The following is a 21,032-nucleotide window of genomic DNA, read 5'->3' on the forward strand; positions in this document are numbered from 1 at the left end:
TCATATTATAATCCTACACTGATAAAAGTTAATAGTAAAGGAGCATAATGATGTTAGAGTTAAAAGAAATATTTAAAAGTTATACAACAGGCGAATTTACTCAAATTGCACTTAATAAAGTAAGCCTGAAATTTAGGAAATCAGAATTTGTTGCAATCCTTGGACCAAGCGGTTCTGGAAAAACAACATGTTTAAATGTTATAGGTGGTCTTGATCAATATGATAAAGGTGATTTAATCATTAATGGTAAATCAACAAAAAACTTTAAAGATTCTGATTGGGATGCTTATAGAAATAATAGTGTTGGATTCATTTTTCAAAGTTATAATTTAATTTCTCATTTAAGCATAATAGATAATGTTGAAATGGGAATGACTCTTAGTGGAGTTTCAGCTAAAGAAAAACATAAAAAAGCAATTGAGGCTTTAGAAAAAGTTGGATTAAAAAATCATATTCATAAAAAACCAAATCAATTATCTGGTGGTCAAATGCAAAGAGTTGCTATAGCTCGTGCTTTAGCTAATGATCCTGATATAATTTTGGCTGATGAGCCTACTGGTGCTTTAGATACTCATACAAGTGTACAAATAATGGAGCTTATTAAAGAAATATCAAAGGACAAACTTGTTGTTATGGTAACTCATAACCCAGAACTTGCTAATGAGTATGCTGATAGGATTGTAGAATTTAGAGATGGTGAAATAAAATCTGATAGTAATCCATTCTCTACTGAAAAAACTGATTCTACTTATAAACTTAAAAAGACAAGTATGAGCTTTTTTACAGCTTTAAAACTATCTGGTAAAAATATAGCTACAAAGAAATGGAGAACAGCACTTACAGCTTTTGCTTCAAGTATAGGTATAATTGGTATTGCCCTTGTTTTATCACTATCAAATGGTTTTGATAAACAAATTGATGAATTTGAAAATGATACATTATCAGGATTCCCAATAATGATTAATCAAAAAGCTGCTGAAATTGATATGGAAGCAATGAGAGAACAGCATAAAGAATTAATGGGAATAACCAAAAATGATAAGCAATATCCAAAAGTAAAACATATTTATCCTTATGATTCTAGTGAAAATAGTATGGAACATACAAATAAGTTTACTGATGAATATATAGATTATATTGAAGATATTAATCCTGATCTACTTTCTGGAACATCATATACAAGACTTGTTAATATGAATCTTCTAAAATCTGATGGTAAAGTTGCTACTCCAATAGATACTTCTTTAATTAATTTTTCAGCATATCCAAGTGGCTTAGGTTCAGATGATAGTGGATATCTTAAAAGTAATTACGATTTATTAGCTGGTTCATACCCTAAGAGTAAAACAGATCTTGTACTTATTGTAGATAGTTATAATAGACTTGATACTTCTATGTTAAAAGCTTTAGGATTTGATGCAGATGTAAAAAATATAAAATTTGATGATATTATAAATAAAGAATTTAAGTTAATTTTAAATAATGACTATTATAAGAAGAATGGAAATATCTTTATGGTAAATGGAAATCCTGATAATCTTATGGATATTTATAATAGCGATACTGCTATTACCCTTAAAATTGCTGGTATAATACGTTCTACTGAAGATACAAAACTTGAAATTTTACCTGCTGGACTTTCATATTCAGATAAATTATCACAATATTTTATTGATGATGCAAAAAAATCTGAAATAGTTAAAACTCAAGAAGATGCTGATTATAATGTATTAACTGGAAAAGCATTTACAGATGCAACTCCTGTAAATACTATGCCAACTAATCCTATGGCTGCAATGTCAGCAATGAATGGTACAGGCTTTGGTGCTTCTGATGCTACTAAAGATCAGATTTTATCTACACTTGGAGCTAGTTCTACTCCATTTGCAATTACTCTTTATCCTAAAGATTTTAGTACTAAGGATAATATATTAGAGTACTTAAATAAGTGGAATGATGATAAAGAGATTGATGATTCAATATTATATACAGACCTTGCTGCTACATTCACAGATTTATCTGGTGGAATAATGGATTCAATTACTCTTGTTTTAATTGCCTTTGCTGCAATATCATTAGTTGTATCACTTATAATGATTGGAATAATAACATATATTTCTGTTCTAGAAAGAACAAAAGAAATTGGTGTGTTAAGAGCTTTAGGTGCAAGAAAGAAAGATGTTACTCGTGTATTTACAGCTGAAACATTTATTATAGGTTCTTGCTCTGGTTTACTTGGAATAACAATATCTTATTTATTAACTTTCCCAATAAATAATGTTCTTAAAAATCTAACAGACCTTGAAGGTGTAGCAAAACTTAATCCACTGCATGCTATAATGCTTCTAATAATAAGTGTCTCTCTAACTTTACTTGGTGGAGCACTTCCAGCAAAAATGGCTGCAAAGAAAAATCCAGTAGAATCATTACGTACAGAGTAATATATTTAAAGTTAATTTAGTTTCCCTATAATTTTTATATAAAATTAGGCTATCTCACAAATCATTATTATGAGATAGCCTTTTCCTATTTATTTTTTTCTATAAGTAAAATTATATTACTGATCACTAATATAAATATTAATATAGGTACGAAATTTAATATAATATACTTCCACTTATAACTAGTATTATTTGCATTTTTCCAAATATAATGCTATATTCCCATTTAATAAATACTAAATTCTTTTCTTTTTTACTAAATTCCCTAAAATATATTTCTAAATTAAAATTTTCTTCTTCAATTGTAAAATCATAAACTCTCTTCCTTTTAATAAATTATTACAGTTGTTTTATCTGGTATATTTTCATATACCCATTTTGCATTAACTGTTTGTAATCTTACACATCCATGACTTAAAGCTTGTCCTAGTCTTGAATCTATTACATACTTTCCAGTTGAATTATATAATATAGAATGATAATAATAACCTCCTTTAATTCTTGTAGCATATTTAGCCATATATAGATTTGTCCCAAAGGATGGTTTTCTTCCATTTATATAAAATGTTCCTTTTATAGTTGGAGTTGATGGCTTCCCAACAGTGCATCTCCACTTATATAATTGAATAAATTTACCCTTATTTTTCTTAAAAACATAAGTATATTTATTTTTTAAATCTGTAATCATCAAATAATCAGTAGGACTTTTTATATTATTATTAAAAATAAATTTATTTATATCAGTATAGAAATTGCTATAATCCAGCTTTCCTGGGTCATTTCCATCATCAGATAAAAAATAATTAAAAACATAACCCTTTTTATCATCATATATTACCTTGCTCCAATCTCCCTCAACTTCTAAAACCTCAACTCTAGATTTCTTAGGAATTACATCTATTACCTTAGAAACTGTATTTTTATCTTGTCTAAGATTTAAATTACTCCATGCATATTTACTTCTTGAAACAAATTTTTTATCTATATATCCAATTTTTCCTTTATATATAGCCTTAATCCACTCTTCCTCTTCATCTATAACTTCAAACTTAGAATCTGTTGGTATTGTCTCAACTATATTTGATGTTAAAGATTTTTCAGACATTAAGTTCAAATCACTAAGTGCATATTTATATATTATATCCTTCCCTATTCTAAAGAATCTTTTTAGCAAACTCATCATTATCTTCCCTTACTTTATTCTTTAGATATATTTTATGAATTTAAATCTTATATGTACTTTATAAGATTTATAGAAATAAAATTCTTTATATATAAAAATGTTTATGTACAAATATTTTTATTAATCATATTATATTGTAGAGTTCTATTATCGAGGTACTAATGAAAAGGAAAGAATTTGAAGAACAAGTTGAAGAATTTATCGAACAATTGGATTTAAGCATAGCTGAACAAGAAAAACTTGGCTCTTTTCTTATTTCAATAGGTTATACTCAATTTTTCCGTGGAGCTGATATTGAAATAATGGAAATCTTAGAAGGCGAAGAAAGTTGTCAATCTCCAGCAGCTGTTACACTCTTTGGGCAATTACTAGTATTAATAGGCTATATAATATTATGGTCAGTAGCAAATCAAAGATTAAAAGCAAGAGCCCTCAGTAACAACTGCACTGAAGAACATTTCTGCTTATCTCCATATGTTAAAATCGCCAATGCCTATTTATTAAGTATTATTGCTAACGCTATGAGATTTGAAGCATTCTCTGAAATATTATGCCTTGAAGGTTAGCTTAAATACACAGTACAAAATTTTAACTAAAATATGTTGTAATCTTATTTATAACTTTATAGATATTGGCATTTTAAAAAACTCCCGAAAACTTATATTAGTTTCCGAGAGTTTTTTAATTTTACTAGAAATTAAAAATATAATTATGTATAATAATATAACAAATAATTACAGTATTATAATTTTATTCATTTTAAAGGATGTGTAGATATGCATATGAAAAGAATACTAGGGCTTAGCTGTCTCATTTTATCATTATTTTTTTATATAAATTATTCAAATAATGATACTTATGGTAATAATCAAACTCAGATATTGAATTCTTTAGGAAAATCAAATTTACTTAATACAATAAATAAAGACAAGCTATCATTAATTGATACTATATCTATTGAGAACACGAAAATAGTTGGATTTTCTACTGATACTTCTAATGGAGTCGCCGTTTATGAAAAAAATAAATTAGGAAATTATATTATGAATGAAGCAGCGATAGCAGATACAGATAATATTAATCTTGGAGCCTCTACCTATAGAATAAGCTATAAAAATCAACAAGATTTAAAAAATAGTAACTATGGATATGCTGTAATATCTAATGGTGAAAATGTCTCTTATGTAGAAATAATTATTAATAATAAATATAAATATTCAAAAAAGTTAGAATTAGAAAAACCATCATTAACTATCATTAAAGAAGAATTACCTGATTCTGAAAAAAAGGAAATGAAAGTTGATATTAAATACTATGATATAAATAATAAGCAAATACTTTAAACAAACAAGCAGTCTAAAATATGCATTTTGTAGTAACCGGACAAGTATACCTATTCACTTTTTAACCTTATCTAATCGTATTAATTTAATTAAGATATATTTTAAATTACTATAACTATAAAATAAATAGCTTAAAAAATCATTAAATTAAATAACTATAATATAAGAATAAATATTACTAAATTAGGGGTGAAATTTATGGGAAGTACTAAAAATGATACTCAAGGTACTTATCTTGCTCTAGGAATGTGTTTTGGAGTAAGCTTTGGTATAATATTTGATAATATTGCTTTAGGGATAAGTCTAGGGCTTTTAATTGGCCTATTAATTGATACCAGTATAAGTAAAAAAAATAATACTGATACTAAAGAATAACTATTGGTGCAATAAAAAAAGGCTGTATATGCACAGCCTTTCTAAATAAAGATATATATTTAAACTTAAGCCATAATCAAATTATCCAATTCTCCAAAGTCATTACCAGTTACAACCAATATATCCTCCGGTAGTAAAATAGTTGATCCATTTGGAATTATTACATTATTTTGACGTTTTATCATTACTATAAGAACTCCATTTAGTATATCAAGATCCGTTAGAGATTTATTTACTAATGGACTTTCTTTATCTACAGTAAACTCCATAAGTTTTGTACTCTTTTCTTCTTTATATTGATTAAGTTTATCAAAATTATTTCCTGTAACAACAAGTCTATCTCCAGCAAGTATAACAGTAGATCCATTTGGAACCAATACATCACCCTTACGCTTTATCATTACTATAAGAATATCTTCGGGTATATTAGCATCCATTATAGTTTTATTAGCCATACTACTGCCCTTATCAACTGTTACTTCCATAAGCTTTGTACTATTTTCTTCTTCATAATCATTAAATGTCTTTAATACTGATGATTTATCATCTATTAAGTCTAGCTTTTTAGCTATCTTAGGTATAAGTGTACCCTGTACTGCAACAGAAAATAATGCTACAAAGAATATTATATGAAATACATCATTTTGTATAGGAACTCCATAAGTCACTGCATATATTGCAAAAACTATTGATGCAGCACCTCTAAGACCTACCCATGATATAAAAATCTGCTGTTTTACAGGTACCTTAAACCAAGTTAATATACTAAAGATTGCTATTGGTCTAGCTATAAAAATCATAAATATAGATATGATAACACCTTTTCCCATAACTAAAGGTATTCTTGATGGAAATGCTAATAATCCTAATAAGAAAAATAACATTATCTGCATTATCCATGAAATACCATCAAAGAATTGAAATATACTTTTCTTATGTGGTATTTTACTATTTCCTATAATAATTCCTGCAATATAAACACTTAAATAACCATTTCCCCCTAAGGATTCACTTAAAGCATATGATAATACAGCTATTGCAGTAATAAATATTGGATAAAATCCTTCTATCTCAAAATTCACACGCCTTAATAAATAAATTGTACCTTTAGCTAATAAAACAGCTGATACAATTCCCACTATTACCTGACTTAATAACATAGGAATTATAGTATCATATCCTTGGCTTCCTATTAATCCTAGTATTATTACAGTTAACATATATGCACAAGGGTCATTACTTCCACTCTCAATTTCTAATATTGAAGCAATTGAACCTTTTAAATTTAATTTTTGAGAACGTAATATAGCAAAAACTGATGCAGCATCAGTAGATGCAACTATTGAACCTATAAGTAATCCTTCAAGTAAAGTAGTCTTAAACACCATAAAGCAAAATAGACCAGTTAAGCCTGCTGTTATAACAACCCCTAAAGTTGAAAGTAATACTGATGGTACTGCTGCTGGTTTTGCCATCTTCCAGTTAGTACCGAAACCTCCATAAAACATTATAAAAATTAGACCAGTAGAACATAACTGCCTTGCTAATTCATAATCATCAAAATATATACCAACAACCCCATCAGAACCTGATAGCATTCCAAGTATCATAAAAATCAAGAGTATAGGCACACCAAACTTATATAATATTTTACTAGAAGTTATACACACTAATAATACTAGTGCACAAATAATCATTAACTTTATCAAAAAATTCCCCCTTTCTTTTTAATACAGAAAATATATATTTTATATACTTTTATTATAAGTAATTTTTTAATTTTAGATTCGAGAATTTAAAAATTTAATTTTTTATTTATATTTTTTATTTATATATAAAAATAAAACTATATAAGAAAAAACTTATATAGTTTTATTAAATATATTTATATTCTTGCTCTTACTTCTCTTCCTAAAGTTTCATCTACATTATCTAGGTATTTTAAAATAACAGAAGATACTCTTCTATCAACAGTTGAAAGACTATCTGATAAGTTTTCAATTATAGTTTGTCTTTCTTCACAAGGAAGAGAGTTAAAGAATCTACCTGCTTGTACAAAATCATCTTCCCCATTAGTATTTATAGATTTTCTAACTTCATAACCTCTAACATATTCTTTTGTCTTAGGAAATCTATCTGGATGAACTCTTGGTTGATTATCTTGAAGTATATTAGGACTATATGCAAGTCCTTCTAGTAATTCAGTTTGCATTTGTCCATCTCTTTCATTATTTATAACTTTTCTTATTGGTTTATTTATATCTAATTGCTGAAAATTAGTTCCTATTCTATATCTTTGAGCATCATGATATGCAAACAATCTACCTTGTAATAATTTATCATTAGATACTTCTATTCCTGGTACTAAATTAGCTGGACTAAATGCTAATTGCTCTACTTGTGAGAAAAAATTCTTTGGAGAATCAGTTAAAGTTAATCTCCCAACAAGTTCTAACGGAAAATCTTCTTCTGACCACATCTTTGTTGGATCTAATGGATTATAAGGAAGTACATTTGCCATTAATGGATCCATTATTTGAACATATAAATCATAATGAACCTCTTCTCCTTTATCTAAAGTACCATATAGTTCTCTAGTTGCAACATCTGGATTTTCTCCTGCGAGCCTTGTCGCTTCTTTAGCACTAATAGTTTCATCACCAGCAAGTGGATACCAATGATACTTTATATAATATTTATTACCTGCTTTATTAACCCATTGATATGTGTTAATCCCAAAACCCGGCATCTTAATATAGCTTTTTCTAGTCCCTCTATCACTAAAAAGATGTAAAATTACATGCATTGCCTCTGGTTGCTGAGCAATAAAATCCCAAAATGTATTTATATCAGCAAGATTATTAGCTGGATAGTTTTTAAATGCATGAACCATATCAGGAAATCTTATTGCATCTTTAATAAAAAATACAGGAAAATCTAAACCAACAATATCATAATTACCTTCTCGTGTATAAAATTTAATTGCAAATCCTCTTCCATCTCTTGATGTCTCTGGAGAACCTACCTCTCCTGTAACAAGAGAAAATCTAACTGCTATAGGTGTAGTCTCCTTAAGATTAGTAAAAACATCTGCTTTAGTATACTTCTCCATATTATTGTATAATTTAAAATATCCAAAGGCACCTGAACCTTTTGCATGTACTACTCTAGGTGGTATTCTTTCTCTTGTTATATGAGCTATTTTATCTATAAATTGCTGATCCTTTAATAAAATCGGTCCATCCTCTCCAACTGTTAAAACATCAGTATCATTATATATTGGTTCTCCCTCATTTGTAGTCATGTATCTATTTTTACATTCTTCCTCTCTATTCATTGAAAGCTCCTATAATAATATTATTTATTATAATATTATAAAAATTAAAAGCTATATATTCTTTAAAAAGTATTTATAATAAGCCTAAAAATAATATCTTATATTCCTTTTATTTAAATAAGTTTTTTATCTTATCAAAGAAGCCTACTTTTTCTTCTTGCTTCTTCTCTACTTTCTTTTCTTCTTTTTTAGTTATTCCCTTAGTTTTCATAACAAATTGTACCTCATTTATTTCTCCATTTTCTTTAGCTACAAATGAATCTGCCTTAAAATCTTCATTTTTAAATTTATCTAATGTATTATTTACTGTTTCCTCTACTTCTCCATCCATTCCACTAGTTCTATTTTTCATTTCATCTGTTCCATTCTTTAATTTAGCTGCCCCATCATTTAATGCTGATGTTCCATTATATAAAATATTTGCTCCATTATTTATAGTTACAACACCTTGTGAAAGTTCACTAATTCCTTTATATACATCTTCATATCCATTGAGTATACTTCCATAAGCACTTGTATAATTTTCAACACTCTTATCTAAAGTACTATAATTTTTACTTATTAAATCTAGTCCATTTTTTAATTCCGATAAACTACTTAAAAATCCTGAGAATTGTGAAATAGCTGGATTAATCTTTTGACTATAAGTACTACTTAATCCTTGTATAGCACTATATTGTGAATTAAGTGCCTGATTTATTTGACTATTTTCAGAAGTAATATTTGAAGAATACGCACTTGTAGCACCATTTATACTATCAAATAAACTGATGTAAGCATTAGCAAGTGCTGCATTTTCTCCCTCTAAACTATTCTTCGCTAAATTATAAGCTTCTATATAACTTCCGTTCCCTGTTATAGAACTTAAAGTTCCACCAAAATTACTTAATCCTCCTTTTATGCTTTGATCCATTTGAGCTGTAGATTTCACTAAATTATCCATAGCACTAGCATAATCACTGCTACCAGAAGCTAAAGTATTAATACTAGTAATTAAAGTATCCAAATTATCAAGACCTGAATTTACTGTACCTAAAGCTTTTAACATTTCCTTAGAACCACCATTTAATTTATCTGATGCTTCATTTAATGTTTTCATAGCTCCTCTTAATGTTTTTGAACCCTCTTGTAATTTTTCAGCTCCACTTTTTAAAGTACCACTCCCATCTAACAGAGCTTTACTTCCTTTTAATAAATCTCCACTTCCATTAAATAATCCAGAAGAACCATTACTAATTTTATCTATACCATCAGTTAATTCACTAAGCTTATCTCCTATTTCTGAAGTATCTATACCATCAATAGACATTTTCATAGGAACTGCATTAATTGTTATAGGGTCTAATTCAAAATTAGTTATATCAGTTTCTACACTAAACTCCTTTTCACTTCCTGCTAAAATATTATAAGTTAATTGCTTATTACTACCTACATTTGCAGTCATTGCACCTTCTGACTTAATATTTTTGCATTTTTCACTATCAAAAGTTATTACCATCTGTAAAATATAATTATCAAAAAACTTATCATCAACATCTTTATTATCCTTGATTGATGCTTCTATTTTTAATTTACCATTCTTACCTAAAAGAGAATCTGGTTCTACCTTTTCTCCATTTAAGTAATAAGTAAATTTAATATTCCAAGGGATTTGCTTACTTTCTAAATCTCCTTGATAATAAAATTTCCCCTTTTTATCACTTTTAAAACTAAGTTTTTTCCCATCAACTTTTATTTTTTCACCTGTACTTAAATTTTTTATAGATGAATACTTTCCATAATCAGTTATATTCATTGCTGAGCCTGTCTCAAACTCATTAACTACATAAATATTTTTGACCTCTCCATTATCTTGTAAATTTATATATACATTTTCATCTTTATTATATTTATTAACTTCTGCTGCATTTGAGATTATAGAACTTGAAAGTAAAACTGTAATAGACATAGAAATAGGTAAAATTGTTTTTAATGTTTTATTCATGTACACTAACATCCCCTTTTTTTACATTAATATTTTTAGTAGTCTTTAATATAAAATTATCAAAAGTAACTAAGAGCGCAGGTAAAACAAATAATACTAAAATTAATGATAAAATTGCCCCTCTTCCTATAAGAGTTCCAAGTTGAGCTATAACACCATTGGTAGATATTTGACCTAGTATTATTCCTGATACTGCAAGAATAGATCCAGATGTCAAAATAGATACTGCTGTTGTTGAAATGGTAGACTCTATAGCATCTTTTTTATTCATAGCTTCTCTAACTTCTAAATATCTATTTGTAAATAAAATTGCATAATCAATAGTTGCTCCAAGTTGTATAGAACCTATAATAAGATAGGCTATATAAAATAGATTATTTCCTGAAAAATAACTAAAACTTAAGTTAGACCAAATTGAAAATTCTATAACCATTACAAGAATTATAGGTAATGATATAGATTTAAATGTTATTAAAAGGATTATTATAATCGCAATTATTGAAATTGCATTAACTAAATAATTATCTTGTGTTACAGTATCCTTCATATCAAGAGCATTTACACTTCCACCAGTAAAATGATACTCATCACCATAATACTTCTTTGCAATATTTCTTATCTCTTCAACTAATTTAAATGTTTCTTCCCCTTCTGCATCAACATCTGCCATAATTACAAACCTACTATAATTATCAGAAATTAATTGTGATAAAGTCCCCTCTGGTACATAACCAGTAGGTATTTCTATTCCCACTGCATCTACATATGATAATACCGAAGTTATTTTCCCATCTTCTAACAACTCATTATTTAACTTTTCTTCTTTAACTAAATCACCTTTAGGAACCATTAATACAAATGGATTTGATTTTCCAAACTTCTTTTCAACTACTATTGTATCTGCACCTACTGTTGTAGAATCATCAGCAAAAATCTTTGAAGAACCATAATTAAAATTATTACTACCTTGTGCTAAATAACATGGCACTAATAAAATTACAAATATTATTAGTATTGGCCTTCTTATTTTATATGATAGCTTTGCAAACTTTGTAAAACCTGGTATAAAGTTTTTATGATGAGTTTTGTCTATTAATTTATAAGAATATAAAGCTAACACTGGTAATAATACTAAAACACTTATAAGACTAAAGCATATAGCCTTAACCATTACTACTCCCATATCTGGCCCTATTCTAAATCTCATAACAATTAATGCAGCAAATCCAACTACTGTTGTCATTCCACTAGATAAAATAGAAGATACAGATTTTAGTACAGCTTGTTTCATAGCTTCTTTTACATCTAAGCCTTCATTTCTAAATTCCGAAAATCTATGAAGTAAGAAAATAGAATAATCCATAGAAACTGCCAACTGTAATATACTTCCTGCTGCCTTTGTAACAAATGAAATCTCTCCAAAAAATATATTTGTACCTGAATTAATTACAATTGCTATCCCAATAGTAAATAGAAATAATACTGGTTCAAACCAAGATGATGTAGTTAAAAGTAAAATAGCTAATATAATCGGTATTACAATAATCATAATTTTACTTAACTCTGTTCCTGTTGATTGCTCTGCAAAACTAGTATTTACAGCATCCCCTGATAATCTCCCCTTATCTTTTACTATGTTCTTAATCTCATCAATAGCCTTATCTTGTTTTTCTACATCAACAGTTATATTAATTAAAGCATCTTTATTCTTATACCAAGAATCAACAGTTTCTTTATCTGCAAGTTCTATTGGCTCTTTAATATTTATCACATCATCTAACCACTGAATGTCAGTAATTCCATCAATATCTTTAATTTTCTCTTTATATTCTAAAGCCTTAACTACTGATACATCTTCTAATAAAAGCCTTATATTAGGTGGATCCTTATCATACTCCTCCCCCATAACATCCAAAGCTTTAGTTGATGGAGCCTCTTCTGGTAGATAATCCATCATATTATAATTTACCTTAACCATAGCTGATGTAAATATACTTATAAATGCTAACAGTAAAAAACTTATAAGGATTGTTTTTTTATATTTAAGAATCCCATCTACTATTTTCTCCATTTTATTTCTCCTCCTTTCACTCAACACGTGTTGAATTATCAACTTGAGTTTATTATAATAATTACAATAAATGTAATCAATAACCAATTAATCCTACATATGTTCAAAAATAAACACAGCTTAATATATCTGTTTAAATTTGGAGGTAAAAATGAAAAAAAATTATGAACGTTGCACTACTCGCACAAAAAATTTACTTAAAGATTCTTTAATTACTCTAATGATGAAAAAAGATTTTAGTGATATATCTATAAAAGAAATCTGTGAATTATCAAATCTAAATAGGGGAACTTTTTATCTACACTACAAAGATATATATGATTTACTTTCAGATATTGAAGATCAGATGTTCCAAGAATTTGATACTGCACTAAATAAATATAGTCTAGTTGATTTAAAGGACGAACCATTACCTATATTTCTATCTGCATTTGAATTTTTATATAATAATAGTGCTATGTGTTCTATACTGCTAGGTGAAAAAGAAGATGTTAGATTTACTAAAAAATTAAAATCACTTGTAAAGAAGAAATGTATAAGAGATTGGGGGACTATTTATAATATAAAAGATGAAAAATTACTTGAATACTACTACTCTTTTGTTATATCAGGTTGTATAGGTATATTTATAAGATGGGTTAAAGATGATATGAAAGAATCACCATATAAAATGGCTATGATGGTAGAAAAAATGGTTCTTCAAGGTATATCCATACTAGAAGATGATATTTAAAAAAGAGTACCATTTTAGGTACTCTTTTTATATTTATTCCTGAAGTATAGGATAGCAAGTTTTTAAGTGAATAGTCTTTAAATGTTCTAATAAATTATCAGTATCTGGTTTACTATCACTAAAAATTATAGTCTTTAATCCATATGTTTTATTATTTAAAACTGGATTCATATCTTCAACTCCATTAATTACAGTATCTATTACAGCAGTTGTTATAATAGCCATTAAGCCTTCTACACTTGTTCCAACAAAGAATGCTCCAAAGTTTTTATTTAATTCTAAATCATTTGGATTTTCGCAGTCTTTTGAATCATATTTATAATTTATTTTTATAACTTCAGCTAAATTTGAACTTTCTGTTCTTTGTACTTCTATGTCTTTTAGTGAATATACAGTATCTCCTACACTATATCTATCAAATGGTCCATCATTTATAACATAGTGATACCAAAAATGATGTCCTCCTAAATTTTTACCTGCTCCTTGTTCTCCTATAAATATATTTTCAAAACCTGAACAATCTGTTTTATTATTAAAATTCTTAAACCATATATTCTCTAATATCTTCCACCAATCTTCTCTAGTACAAGATTCACCTGCTCTTTTATCAAGATATTGCTTTGTAATCTCCATAACTTCAGTATCAATTACATAATTTAATAAATTATCTATTGCTTTTATAGTATCTTCATCTGATACAGGTGGATTTGCATTATAATTATCTAATATAGTTTTAAATAATTCATATCCATTAGGATTTTTATTACTTTCTATTTCAGGTATATAATTCCCCTTAAAAACTTTAATCTCAACTTTATCTGTACCCTTTACCTTTTGTGGTTCTAGCTCTAAATCTACTACTACAAAACCTTTTGTCTTATCTTTCCTATCCTCACTAATTCCCTTAATTAAAGGCTTTACACCTGTATTTCTCATATCACAATTCCATATTTCTTGATATATATTCATAATACTCTCTCCTTTCAAAGTTGATATAACTTTACGCTCTATAATTTTTGCTATTTTAAATAATTAAAATTTAAAATTAAATTCAATACACATAAATAATTTGCCCTAACTTATTAATTTAAATTCTTATATTTATAAACTTTAATTTTATAAGAAATAACTACTTAAAAATATAAAAAAATAAAGAACTACATATATTAATTAACATATCTAGTTCTTTTTAATACTTATTATTTAAAATTTAATCATACATTCTTACTCTTCTATATTTTCTATATTAATTCCAAATTCATTACATATATCTTTGGTTAATTTAGATAATGGCTTTTTAAGTAAATCATCCTCTTCTATATAATTTGAAAAAATTAATTGAAATACTTCTTTTTTAGAATCAAATAAAGATTCAAATTCATTTCTTATAGTATTAATTCTATCATCATTATACAAATTAACTTTTTTTATTATTTCTTGAACATAATCTTTATGATTATTATATAATTCTTCTAATCTAAATGTACTTTTTGAATTTTCAACCTTTTTATTATCCCTTCCTACATTGCTAGACTCTATCTTTAAATCAAATTTATTACTCTCTCCTTTTAAATACCCTATATCCATCTCATTAGGATATGTTCTAAATTTATATTCATAGCCATCAAAGCTTTCCTCATAAGGATAAATATGTTCTGTTAAATAAACATCTACGTTTAATTTAAATCTTGAATTACATATTTGACAACTAGGAATAAAATTATATAATGATAATGCTAAAATAGGATAAATACTCTTAGGATAAAAATGATCTAAATCTGCAGTAGTCTTATTTTTATTATTCTCTTTATAATTACTTATGTAATTTCTATTGCAGTAGGGACAAACACCTATTCCCATACTACTAAGTAATTGATGTCTATCCCACTTATTTGTACCTGTACTTAACTTATCATATTTAAATAATTCATTTAATAATTTATTAGTATCTAATCCCTCCATATAATTACTGTAATAATTATTTATAAATTCTTTTCGCTTTTCTTGTTTAATATCTTTATGTTCTTCATATACTTCATTTATGTTATTAATAAATCTTTTTTTTACTTCATCATATTTTGAATCCGTAAAAGTATTCTTTATTTCATTAATTATATTATCTTTTTTTCTTTTTTCACTATAATAAAATTTATCTAATATATTTAACTCAAGTTCATTTATATTACCAAATATAATACTCCTTAATTCATTAGCAGATTTAAGCATTACCTGTCTTTCTCCAATAAAAATATTTCTCTTATTCTTCTCTATATATTCTCTAACCTTATTAGGCAACTCATTCATTAACTCCCTATTATCATCTATTACCTTTTGAATAAAGTTTATATGTTTTTGTTTTATATCATCCCACTCACTTATTTTAGAAGTATCTATTTTTATCATCTTTTTACTCCTCTAATTCACTTTCTATTTCATTCAGCATATTAATTAATTTTCCTCTAGCTTTTTCTAATTTATCTTTATTTCCTTTATCCTCTATTAACATCTCTATTTCTCTCTCAATACCAATTAAAACATCTTCTTTATATTTCTTTTTATATAATTCAAGTAACTTTTTTCTTATTATTGGTTCTCCTATAGAATTTATAATAATTAATGCTTTATTTCTATCTATATCTCCCTTATAATCTTCTTTCATTAAAAATTCTAATACATTATTAATTTTAAATTTAGAAAATTCTCCAATTGTAGATTTCATAAAAAATGATCTAGTCAGTAAACTATTAATATTAGAAGCAAACGTTTGACTAATATCTGAACTTAATAAACTTCTACTTATTTCCTTACTTATATTTTTTTCTAACATAATTAAATTATTACGCGGAATATCAGTTATAATTAAAGGAGTATTTGATGTAAAAACTATTTGTATTTTATATTGTTTTAATTCCTTATTTAAAAATTTAAAAAGTTTATATAAATATACTCTCTGCCATTCTGGATGAAGATATATTTCTCCCTCATCAATAAGTAAAATAATTGTTTCTTGTTCTGATATATTTTTTACTATAACATTATATATCCTTGAGTATATTTCCATCATAGCATATTCGCCTGATGATATATTCCTCCATCTAAAGCTCAATATATTTTGATCTGTATTAAGATTTTTTAAAATATCTATAATTTCTAATAATATTTCACTATTCTCTTTTATATTTATATCTATCGTCGTATACTTTTCATAAAATGTACTCACCCCAATTCTATTTTTCTTACAAAACATACCTCCTTTTATATTTTTTTTATTTTTACTATCTTCTATAATTTTTATTATTCTATCTATTAAACTAATATATTTTTTATGTACATATCTATATCTATCTATTATTCTATTAACATCTTCTGTTTCTTTTTTAGATAAATTAATATACTCTTCCCATACCTTAAAATAATACTCCAATAGCTCTTTTAAATCATATTTATCTGTAACAAAGTTTTTATATTTTTTGAATTCCTTAAAATTCTCTATTGGCCTTTGCATCTCTACAAAATAATTATCTAAAATTGCAATTAAAAAAATCTTCTTAGATAAATTAATATCATAATCACTATCCTTATTACTTAAGCTATCAAGTAATTTATATATTTTTTCTTCTGTTTTACTTTTCTCCAAGTTATCATTATAGAATCTTAAATAAGTATATTCATTAGGTTGTCCATGTATAAACTCACAAGATAAATTTATTATTTGTGGTAAAATTATATCTTCATCATGTATTTTATTATTCAATACTAATTGTATTTGATCTGATATTTGTTTTAACTTTAATGCTTTAAAAATATTTATTCCATATTTATTATTAGCTATAGCTTCATCTTCATTTCTTTTTCTTGGTGTATCCATACCATATAGAGTAGTTTCTTTCTTTCCTGTTACTTCAAGCATTCCATTTATTGATATATCATAATAATTTCTATATTTATCTGTTATTATTTTAGGAAATTTATTATCATAAATATTAGAAAAATAAATACAATTAAATTTTTTTATTAAATCACTCTCTCTAACAAAATCATATTCTTCATTACTAACTATATTATTATTACTTCCTCCGTATATAATAACTTTAACTTTTAAATCATCAGAATATATAACATCATTTACATCTTTAATAAAACTATTATGACAAAAGATCATTAACTCACCATCTATAATAAAAGCTAAAATTATTTCATGAGAAAAAATATCTTTATCTTTAGCTTTCAAAATTCTATTATTAAATATAATTCCTCCTATATTCTCTAAAATAGTACTTTTACCTGAACCATTTTCTCCTATAATTCCAGTAACATTAATAATATTATTCTCCTCTGTAACATTAAAGAAATCTTCTATATACTTCTCATCTTTACTAATATTAAGTATTTTTTCGTCTTTTAAGTAATTTAACTTGTACTTTCCTCCAAAATTTATATTCATATTATTTAATGAATTACATTTATCTAAATACATATATATAAGTTCCATTTTTCTTCCCCCATCACTTTTGAATTATATAATTTTATTTTAATATAACACCATATTAATCCATAATATCTCTTATTTCTACATTCAAACTTTTTATAGTATTTATTATATAAATAGACTAAATTATTTACTCTGCTTTTAATATTAATAATTTTATTTACATAGATTATAATATCAACTCATAAAAAAGCGCATTATCAAATCTATTGTTTGATAATACGCTTAACTTATTTTTAAATTAATATTATTGTATTTTATTAAACAGCTACTCTAGCTTTTGCTAATTCTTCATTTACTTCTGTAAGTCTCTTTTTAGAAAGATTATATACAAAAAGGAATGCTAAAAATGTAAGTGCTAATCCAATAAAGTTTGCTCCACAAATTATATTTTTAATTCCAACGCCAACTGATTCTGCTTGAACAGCAGCTCCTGATTGATATCCTAAGAATGATAGAGCAAATCCTCCAACTCCACCTGAAATAGCTTGAGCTAATTTTCTACATAATGAGTAAGAAGAATAAACTGTTCCTTCATTTCTTTCTCCACTTAAATATTCTTGATAGTCAATAGCATCTCCAACTAAAGCCCAGATTAATGTATTTACAAGACCTGTTCCAAGTCCAGCTAACATAGTTAATCCGATATATACATAAGGATTCTTTATTGGTGATATAAATAGTATAAAGTAAATTATCATTGAAAATGCTGTTCCACCAGCTGCTGCTTCTTTTTTCCCAAATACTGATACTATTTTACCAACAAAAGGTATTACTAAAAACATAGGTATTATTGTAGCTAAACCTGCTAATGAAACAAGCTTTGCATTATTGAAATATTCTTTAAATAAATATGCATTTAATGAACTTCCTATAAACATTGCTGCAATCATAGTAAATGATGCTAATGTTATTCCTACAAAAGCCCTATTTTTTGCTAATGTCTTTAATGTAGAAAGCATCCCAGCTTTTTTACCATTAGTATTATTTGATTTATGAACAACTCTTTCTGTTGTTAATCTAAACGTTAACATATAACTTATAGAAGATATTATTGCAAATATTATCGCACATTTAATAAATCCTGCTGCAGTTACTTGTTCATTTGTAAATATTATTTTAGGAACAAGTAACATTACTAATAAGTTTGCAAAAATAGTGCCTAAATTTCTAAATGTTGAAAGTGCTGTTCTTTCATTTGAATCTGATGTCATAACTGAAGCTAATGATCCATATGGTATGTTAACTGCTGTATATAACATACCAAAAGCAATGTATGTTACATAAGCATATGGTAATTTCATATTATCTGGAAGTCCTGGAATAGCTGTAAATGTTAAAACTCCAACTATTGTCATAGGTATCCCATATTTAACTATATAAGGTCTAAATTTACCATGCTCTGTATGAGTATTTTTATCAACAATAACCCCCATAATAGGATCATTTACAGCATCCCATACTCTTGCTACTATAAATAAAGTACCTACTGCTGCTGCACTTATTCCTAATACATCAGTATAAAATAACATTAAATAACTACTAACAAATAAGAAGAATGCTCCACATCCTAAATCCCCTAAAGCATATCCTATTTTATCTCCCATGTTAAACTCTTTAGTTTTACTTTCTTTTCTATCAATAATATTTAAGATATCCATAAGTTAACCCCTCTCAAAATACTTTTCAGAATTTTTATAACAAATATTCTCTATAATCTCACCTAATATATTCTCATCATATGGATATTGACCACTTTCGACTAACTGTCCAAAGTAATTACATAATATCCTTCTAAAATACTCATGTCTTGTATAAGATAAAAAGCTTCTTGAATCAGTTACCATTCCTACAAATTGGCTAATAAGACCAAGTTGAGATAATGCCATCATCTGTCTTTCCATTCCATCCTTTTGGTCATTAAACCACCAGCCTGATCCAAATTGTATTTTTCCCGCAATATTTCCGCCTTGGAAATTTCCAATCATAGTACCAATCACTTCATTATCTTTAGGATTTAAACAATAGATAATTGTCTTAGGTAGCTTATCTTCTATATCTAAAGCATCAAGTATTCTTGAAAGTGAATATGCTATTTCACCATCATCTATACTATCAAAACCTGCATCTGCTCCAACTCTATTAAACATTCTACTATTATTATTTCTTAAAGCCCCTATATGAAGTTGCATTACCATATTCCTCTTTGAATACATTTTTCCTAAAGAAATTAATATCATTGTAGAATATATTGATGCATCTTCTTCACTAATCTCTTCACCATTTAATGCTTTAACAAATATATTGTTAACGTCTTCATAAGATGCCGTATTAAACTTTACTCTTTCTAAACTATGGTCTGTAATCATACATCCATTTTCATAGAAATAGTCTAATCTACTCTCTAATGCTTTTTCTAAATCTGAAAAAGATTTGATTTCTAAATTACTAACCTTAGATAATAATTTTATATATTCTACAAAACCTTCATTTTTAATTTTCATAGCTTTTTCTGGTCTAAAAGATGGTGCAACCTCACATTTAAAGCTTTCATCATCTTTTATTTGCTTATGAAATCTTAAATCATCTATAGGATCATCAGTAGTTCCAATGTATACTACATTAGCCATTTCAATAAGTTTTCTTGCTGTTAAATTATCTTCTTTTATTACCTTATTACATTTTTCCCATATCATATCTGCTGTTTTTTCACTTAAAATTTCTTCTACACCAAAGAATCTTTTAAGCTCTAAATGTGACCAATGATAAATTGGATTTCCAATTAAATATGGCATCATCTTTGCAAATTGATAAAATTTTTCATAATCACTAGCATCGCCAGTTATATATTTTTCATCTATACCATAACTTCTCATAGCTCTCCACTTATAGTGGTCATGGTATAGCCACATTTCAGTAATATTTTCAAACTTATGATCTGTAGCTATTTCCATTGGAACTAGGTGACAGTGATAATCAAACACTGGCACCTTTGAAGCATAATTATGATATAAAACCTTTGCTACCTCTGTTTCTAGTAAAAAGTCTTTATCCATAAATTTCTTCATCTTTAAAT

Annotated in this window: 15 protein-coding genes; 5 read left to right on the plus strand and 10 right to left on the minus strand. The window is 26.5% G+C overall.

All coding sequences use genetic code 11. The annotated features are described in order from the left end of the window. Positions 1-50: 50 nt before the first annotated feature. Complete coding sequence (locus BN8917_RS11105) at positions 51-2,441, plus strand: ABC transporter ATP-binding protein/permease (RefSeq protein ID WP_066874402.1); 2,391 nt, start codon at positions 51-53, stop codon at positions 2,439-2,441. A 328-nt stretch (positions 2,442-2,769) separates the two neighbouring features. Here the strand turns inward: BN8917_RS11105 and BN8917_RS14090 are convergent, their stop codons facing one another. Further along, positions 2,770-3,621, minus strand: coding sequence for a L,D-transpeptidase family protein (locus tag BN8917_RS14090; RefSeq protein WP_084748621.1), 852 nt, complete (start codon positions 3,619-3,621; stop codon positions 2,770-2,772). A 164-nt stretch (positions 3,622-3,785) separates the two neighbouring features. On the opposite strand from BN8917_RS14090, the gene BN8917_RS11115 reads away from it, so the two are divergent. The 3 genes from BN8917_RS11115 (at position 3,786) to BN8917_RS14520 (ending at position 5,342) form a co-directional block, all read left to right on the plus strand. Beyond that, entirely contained in the window at positions 3,786-4,190 is a 405-nt protein-coding gene (locus BN8917_RS11115; RefSeq protein ID WP_066874404.1) for a hypothetical protein, read from the plus strand. Positions 4,191-4,400: 210 nt separating this feature from the next. Then, complete coding sequence (locus tag BN8917_RS11120) at positions 4,401-4,967, plus strand: hypothetical protein (RefSeq protein ID WP_066874406.1); 567 nt, start codon at positions 4,401-4,403, stop codon at positions 4,965-4,967. A gap of 198 nt (positions 4,968-5,165) precedes the next feature. After that, positions 5,166-5,342, plus strand: a complete 177-nt coding sequence (locus tag BN8917_RS14520) for a glycine zipper domain-containing protein (RefSeq protein WP_187117194.1) — start codon at positions 5,166-5,168, stop codon at positions 5,340-5,342. Between the two features lie 65 nt (positions 5,343-5,407). On the opposite strand, the gene BN8917_RS11125 is transcribed toward BN8917_RS14520, so the two are convergent. The 4 genes from BN8917_RS11125 to BN8917_RS11140 all read right to left on the minus strand — a co-directional run bounded on the left by BN8917_RS11125 (position 5,408) and on the right by BN8917_RS11140 (position 12,734). Further along, positions 5,408-7,051, minus strand: coding sequence for a potassium/proton antiporter (locus BN8917_RS11125; RefSeq protein ID WP_066874408.1), 1,644 nt, complete (start codon positions 7,049-7,051; stop codon positions 5,408-5,410). A 176-nt stretch (positions 7,052-7,227) separates the two neighbouring features. Then, the gene (locus tag BN8917_RS11130; RefSeq protein ID WP_066874410.1) at positions 7,228-8,679 is read right to left on the minus strand and encodes a catalase; all 1,452 of its coding nucleotides are present in this window, start codon (positions 8,677-8,679) and stop codon (positions 7,228-7,230) included. Positions 8,680-8,788: 109 nt separating this feature from the next. Continuing rightward, complete coding sequence (locus BN8917_RS11135) at positions 8,789-10,663, minus strand: hypothetical protein (protein WP_066874411.1); 1,875 nt, start codon at positions 10,661-10,663, stop codon at positions 8,789-8,791. Next, entirely contained in the window at positions 10,656-12,734 is a 2,079-nt protein-coding gene (locus BN8917_RS11140; RefSeq protein WP_066874413.1) for an efflux RND transporter permease subunit, read from the minus strand. Before BN8917_RS11140 ends, BN8917_RS11135 begins: the two co-directional genes overlap by 8 nt. Positions 12,735-12,885: 151 nt before the next feature. Here BN8917_RS11140 and BN8917_RS11145 point away from each other — a divergent pair, with 151 nt between their 5' ends. Then, entirely contained in the window at positions 12,886-13,467 is a 582-nt protein-coding gene (locus tag BN8917_RS11145; RefSeq protein ID WP_066874415.1) for a TetR/AcrR family transcriptional regulator, read from the plus strand. 33 nt (positions 13,468-13,500) lie between these two features. Here BN8917_RS11145 and BN8917_RS11150 read toward each other — a convergent pair whose 3' ends face one another. From BN8917_RS11150 to uxaC, 5 genes are all read right to left on the minus strand, one after another. Beyond that, a complete protein-coding gene (locus BN8917_RS11150; protein ID WP_066874417.1) occupies positions 13,501-14,436 on the minus strand; it encodes a hypothetical protein in 936 nt (311 codons plus the stop codon). Positions 14,437-14,691: 255 nt separating this feature from the next. Next, on the minus strand, positions 14,692-15,870 hold the full coding sequence (locus BN8917_RS11155) for a hypothetical protein (RefSeq protein ID WP_084748623.1): 1,179 nt from the start codon (positions 15,868-15,870) through the stop codon (positions 14,692-14,694). Between the two features lie 4 nt (positions 15,871-15,874). Then, positions 15,875-17,959, minus strand: coding sequence for an ATP-binding protein (locus BN8917_RS11160; RefSeq protein WP_066874418.1), 2,085 nt, complete (start codon positions 17,957-17,959; stop codon positions 15,875-15,877). Between the two features lie 257 nt (positions 17,960-18,216). Beyond that, a complete protein-coding gene (locus BN8917_RS11165; RefSeq protein WP_066874421.1) occupies positions 18,217-19,617 on the minus strand; it encodes an MFS transporter in 1,401 nt (466 codons plus the stop codon). Between the two features lie 3 nt (positions 19,618-19,620). Next, the gene (gene uxaC / locus BN8917_RS11170) at positions 19,621-21,024 is read right to left on the minus strand and encodes a glucuronate isomerase (RefSeq protein WP_066874422.1); all 1,404 of its coding nucleotides are present in this window, start codon (positions 21,022-21,024) and stop codon (positions 19,621-19,623) included. Positions 21,025-21,032: the final 8 nt, after the last annotated feature.

This window comes from Clostridium mediterraneense (assembly GCF_900091705.1).
GTDB classification, from domain to species: Bacteria; Bacillota; Clostridia; order Clostridiales; family Clostridiaceae; genus Sarcina; species Sarcina mediterraneense.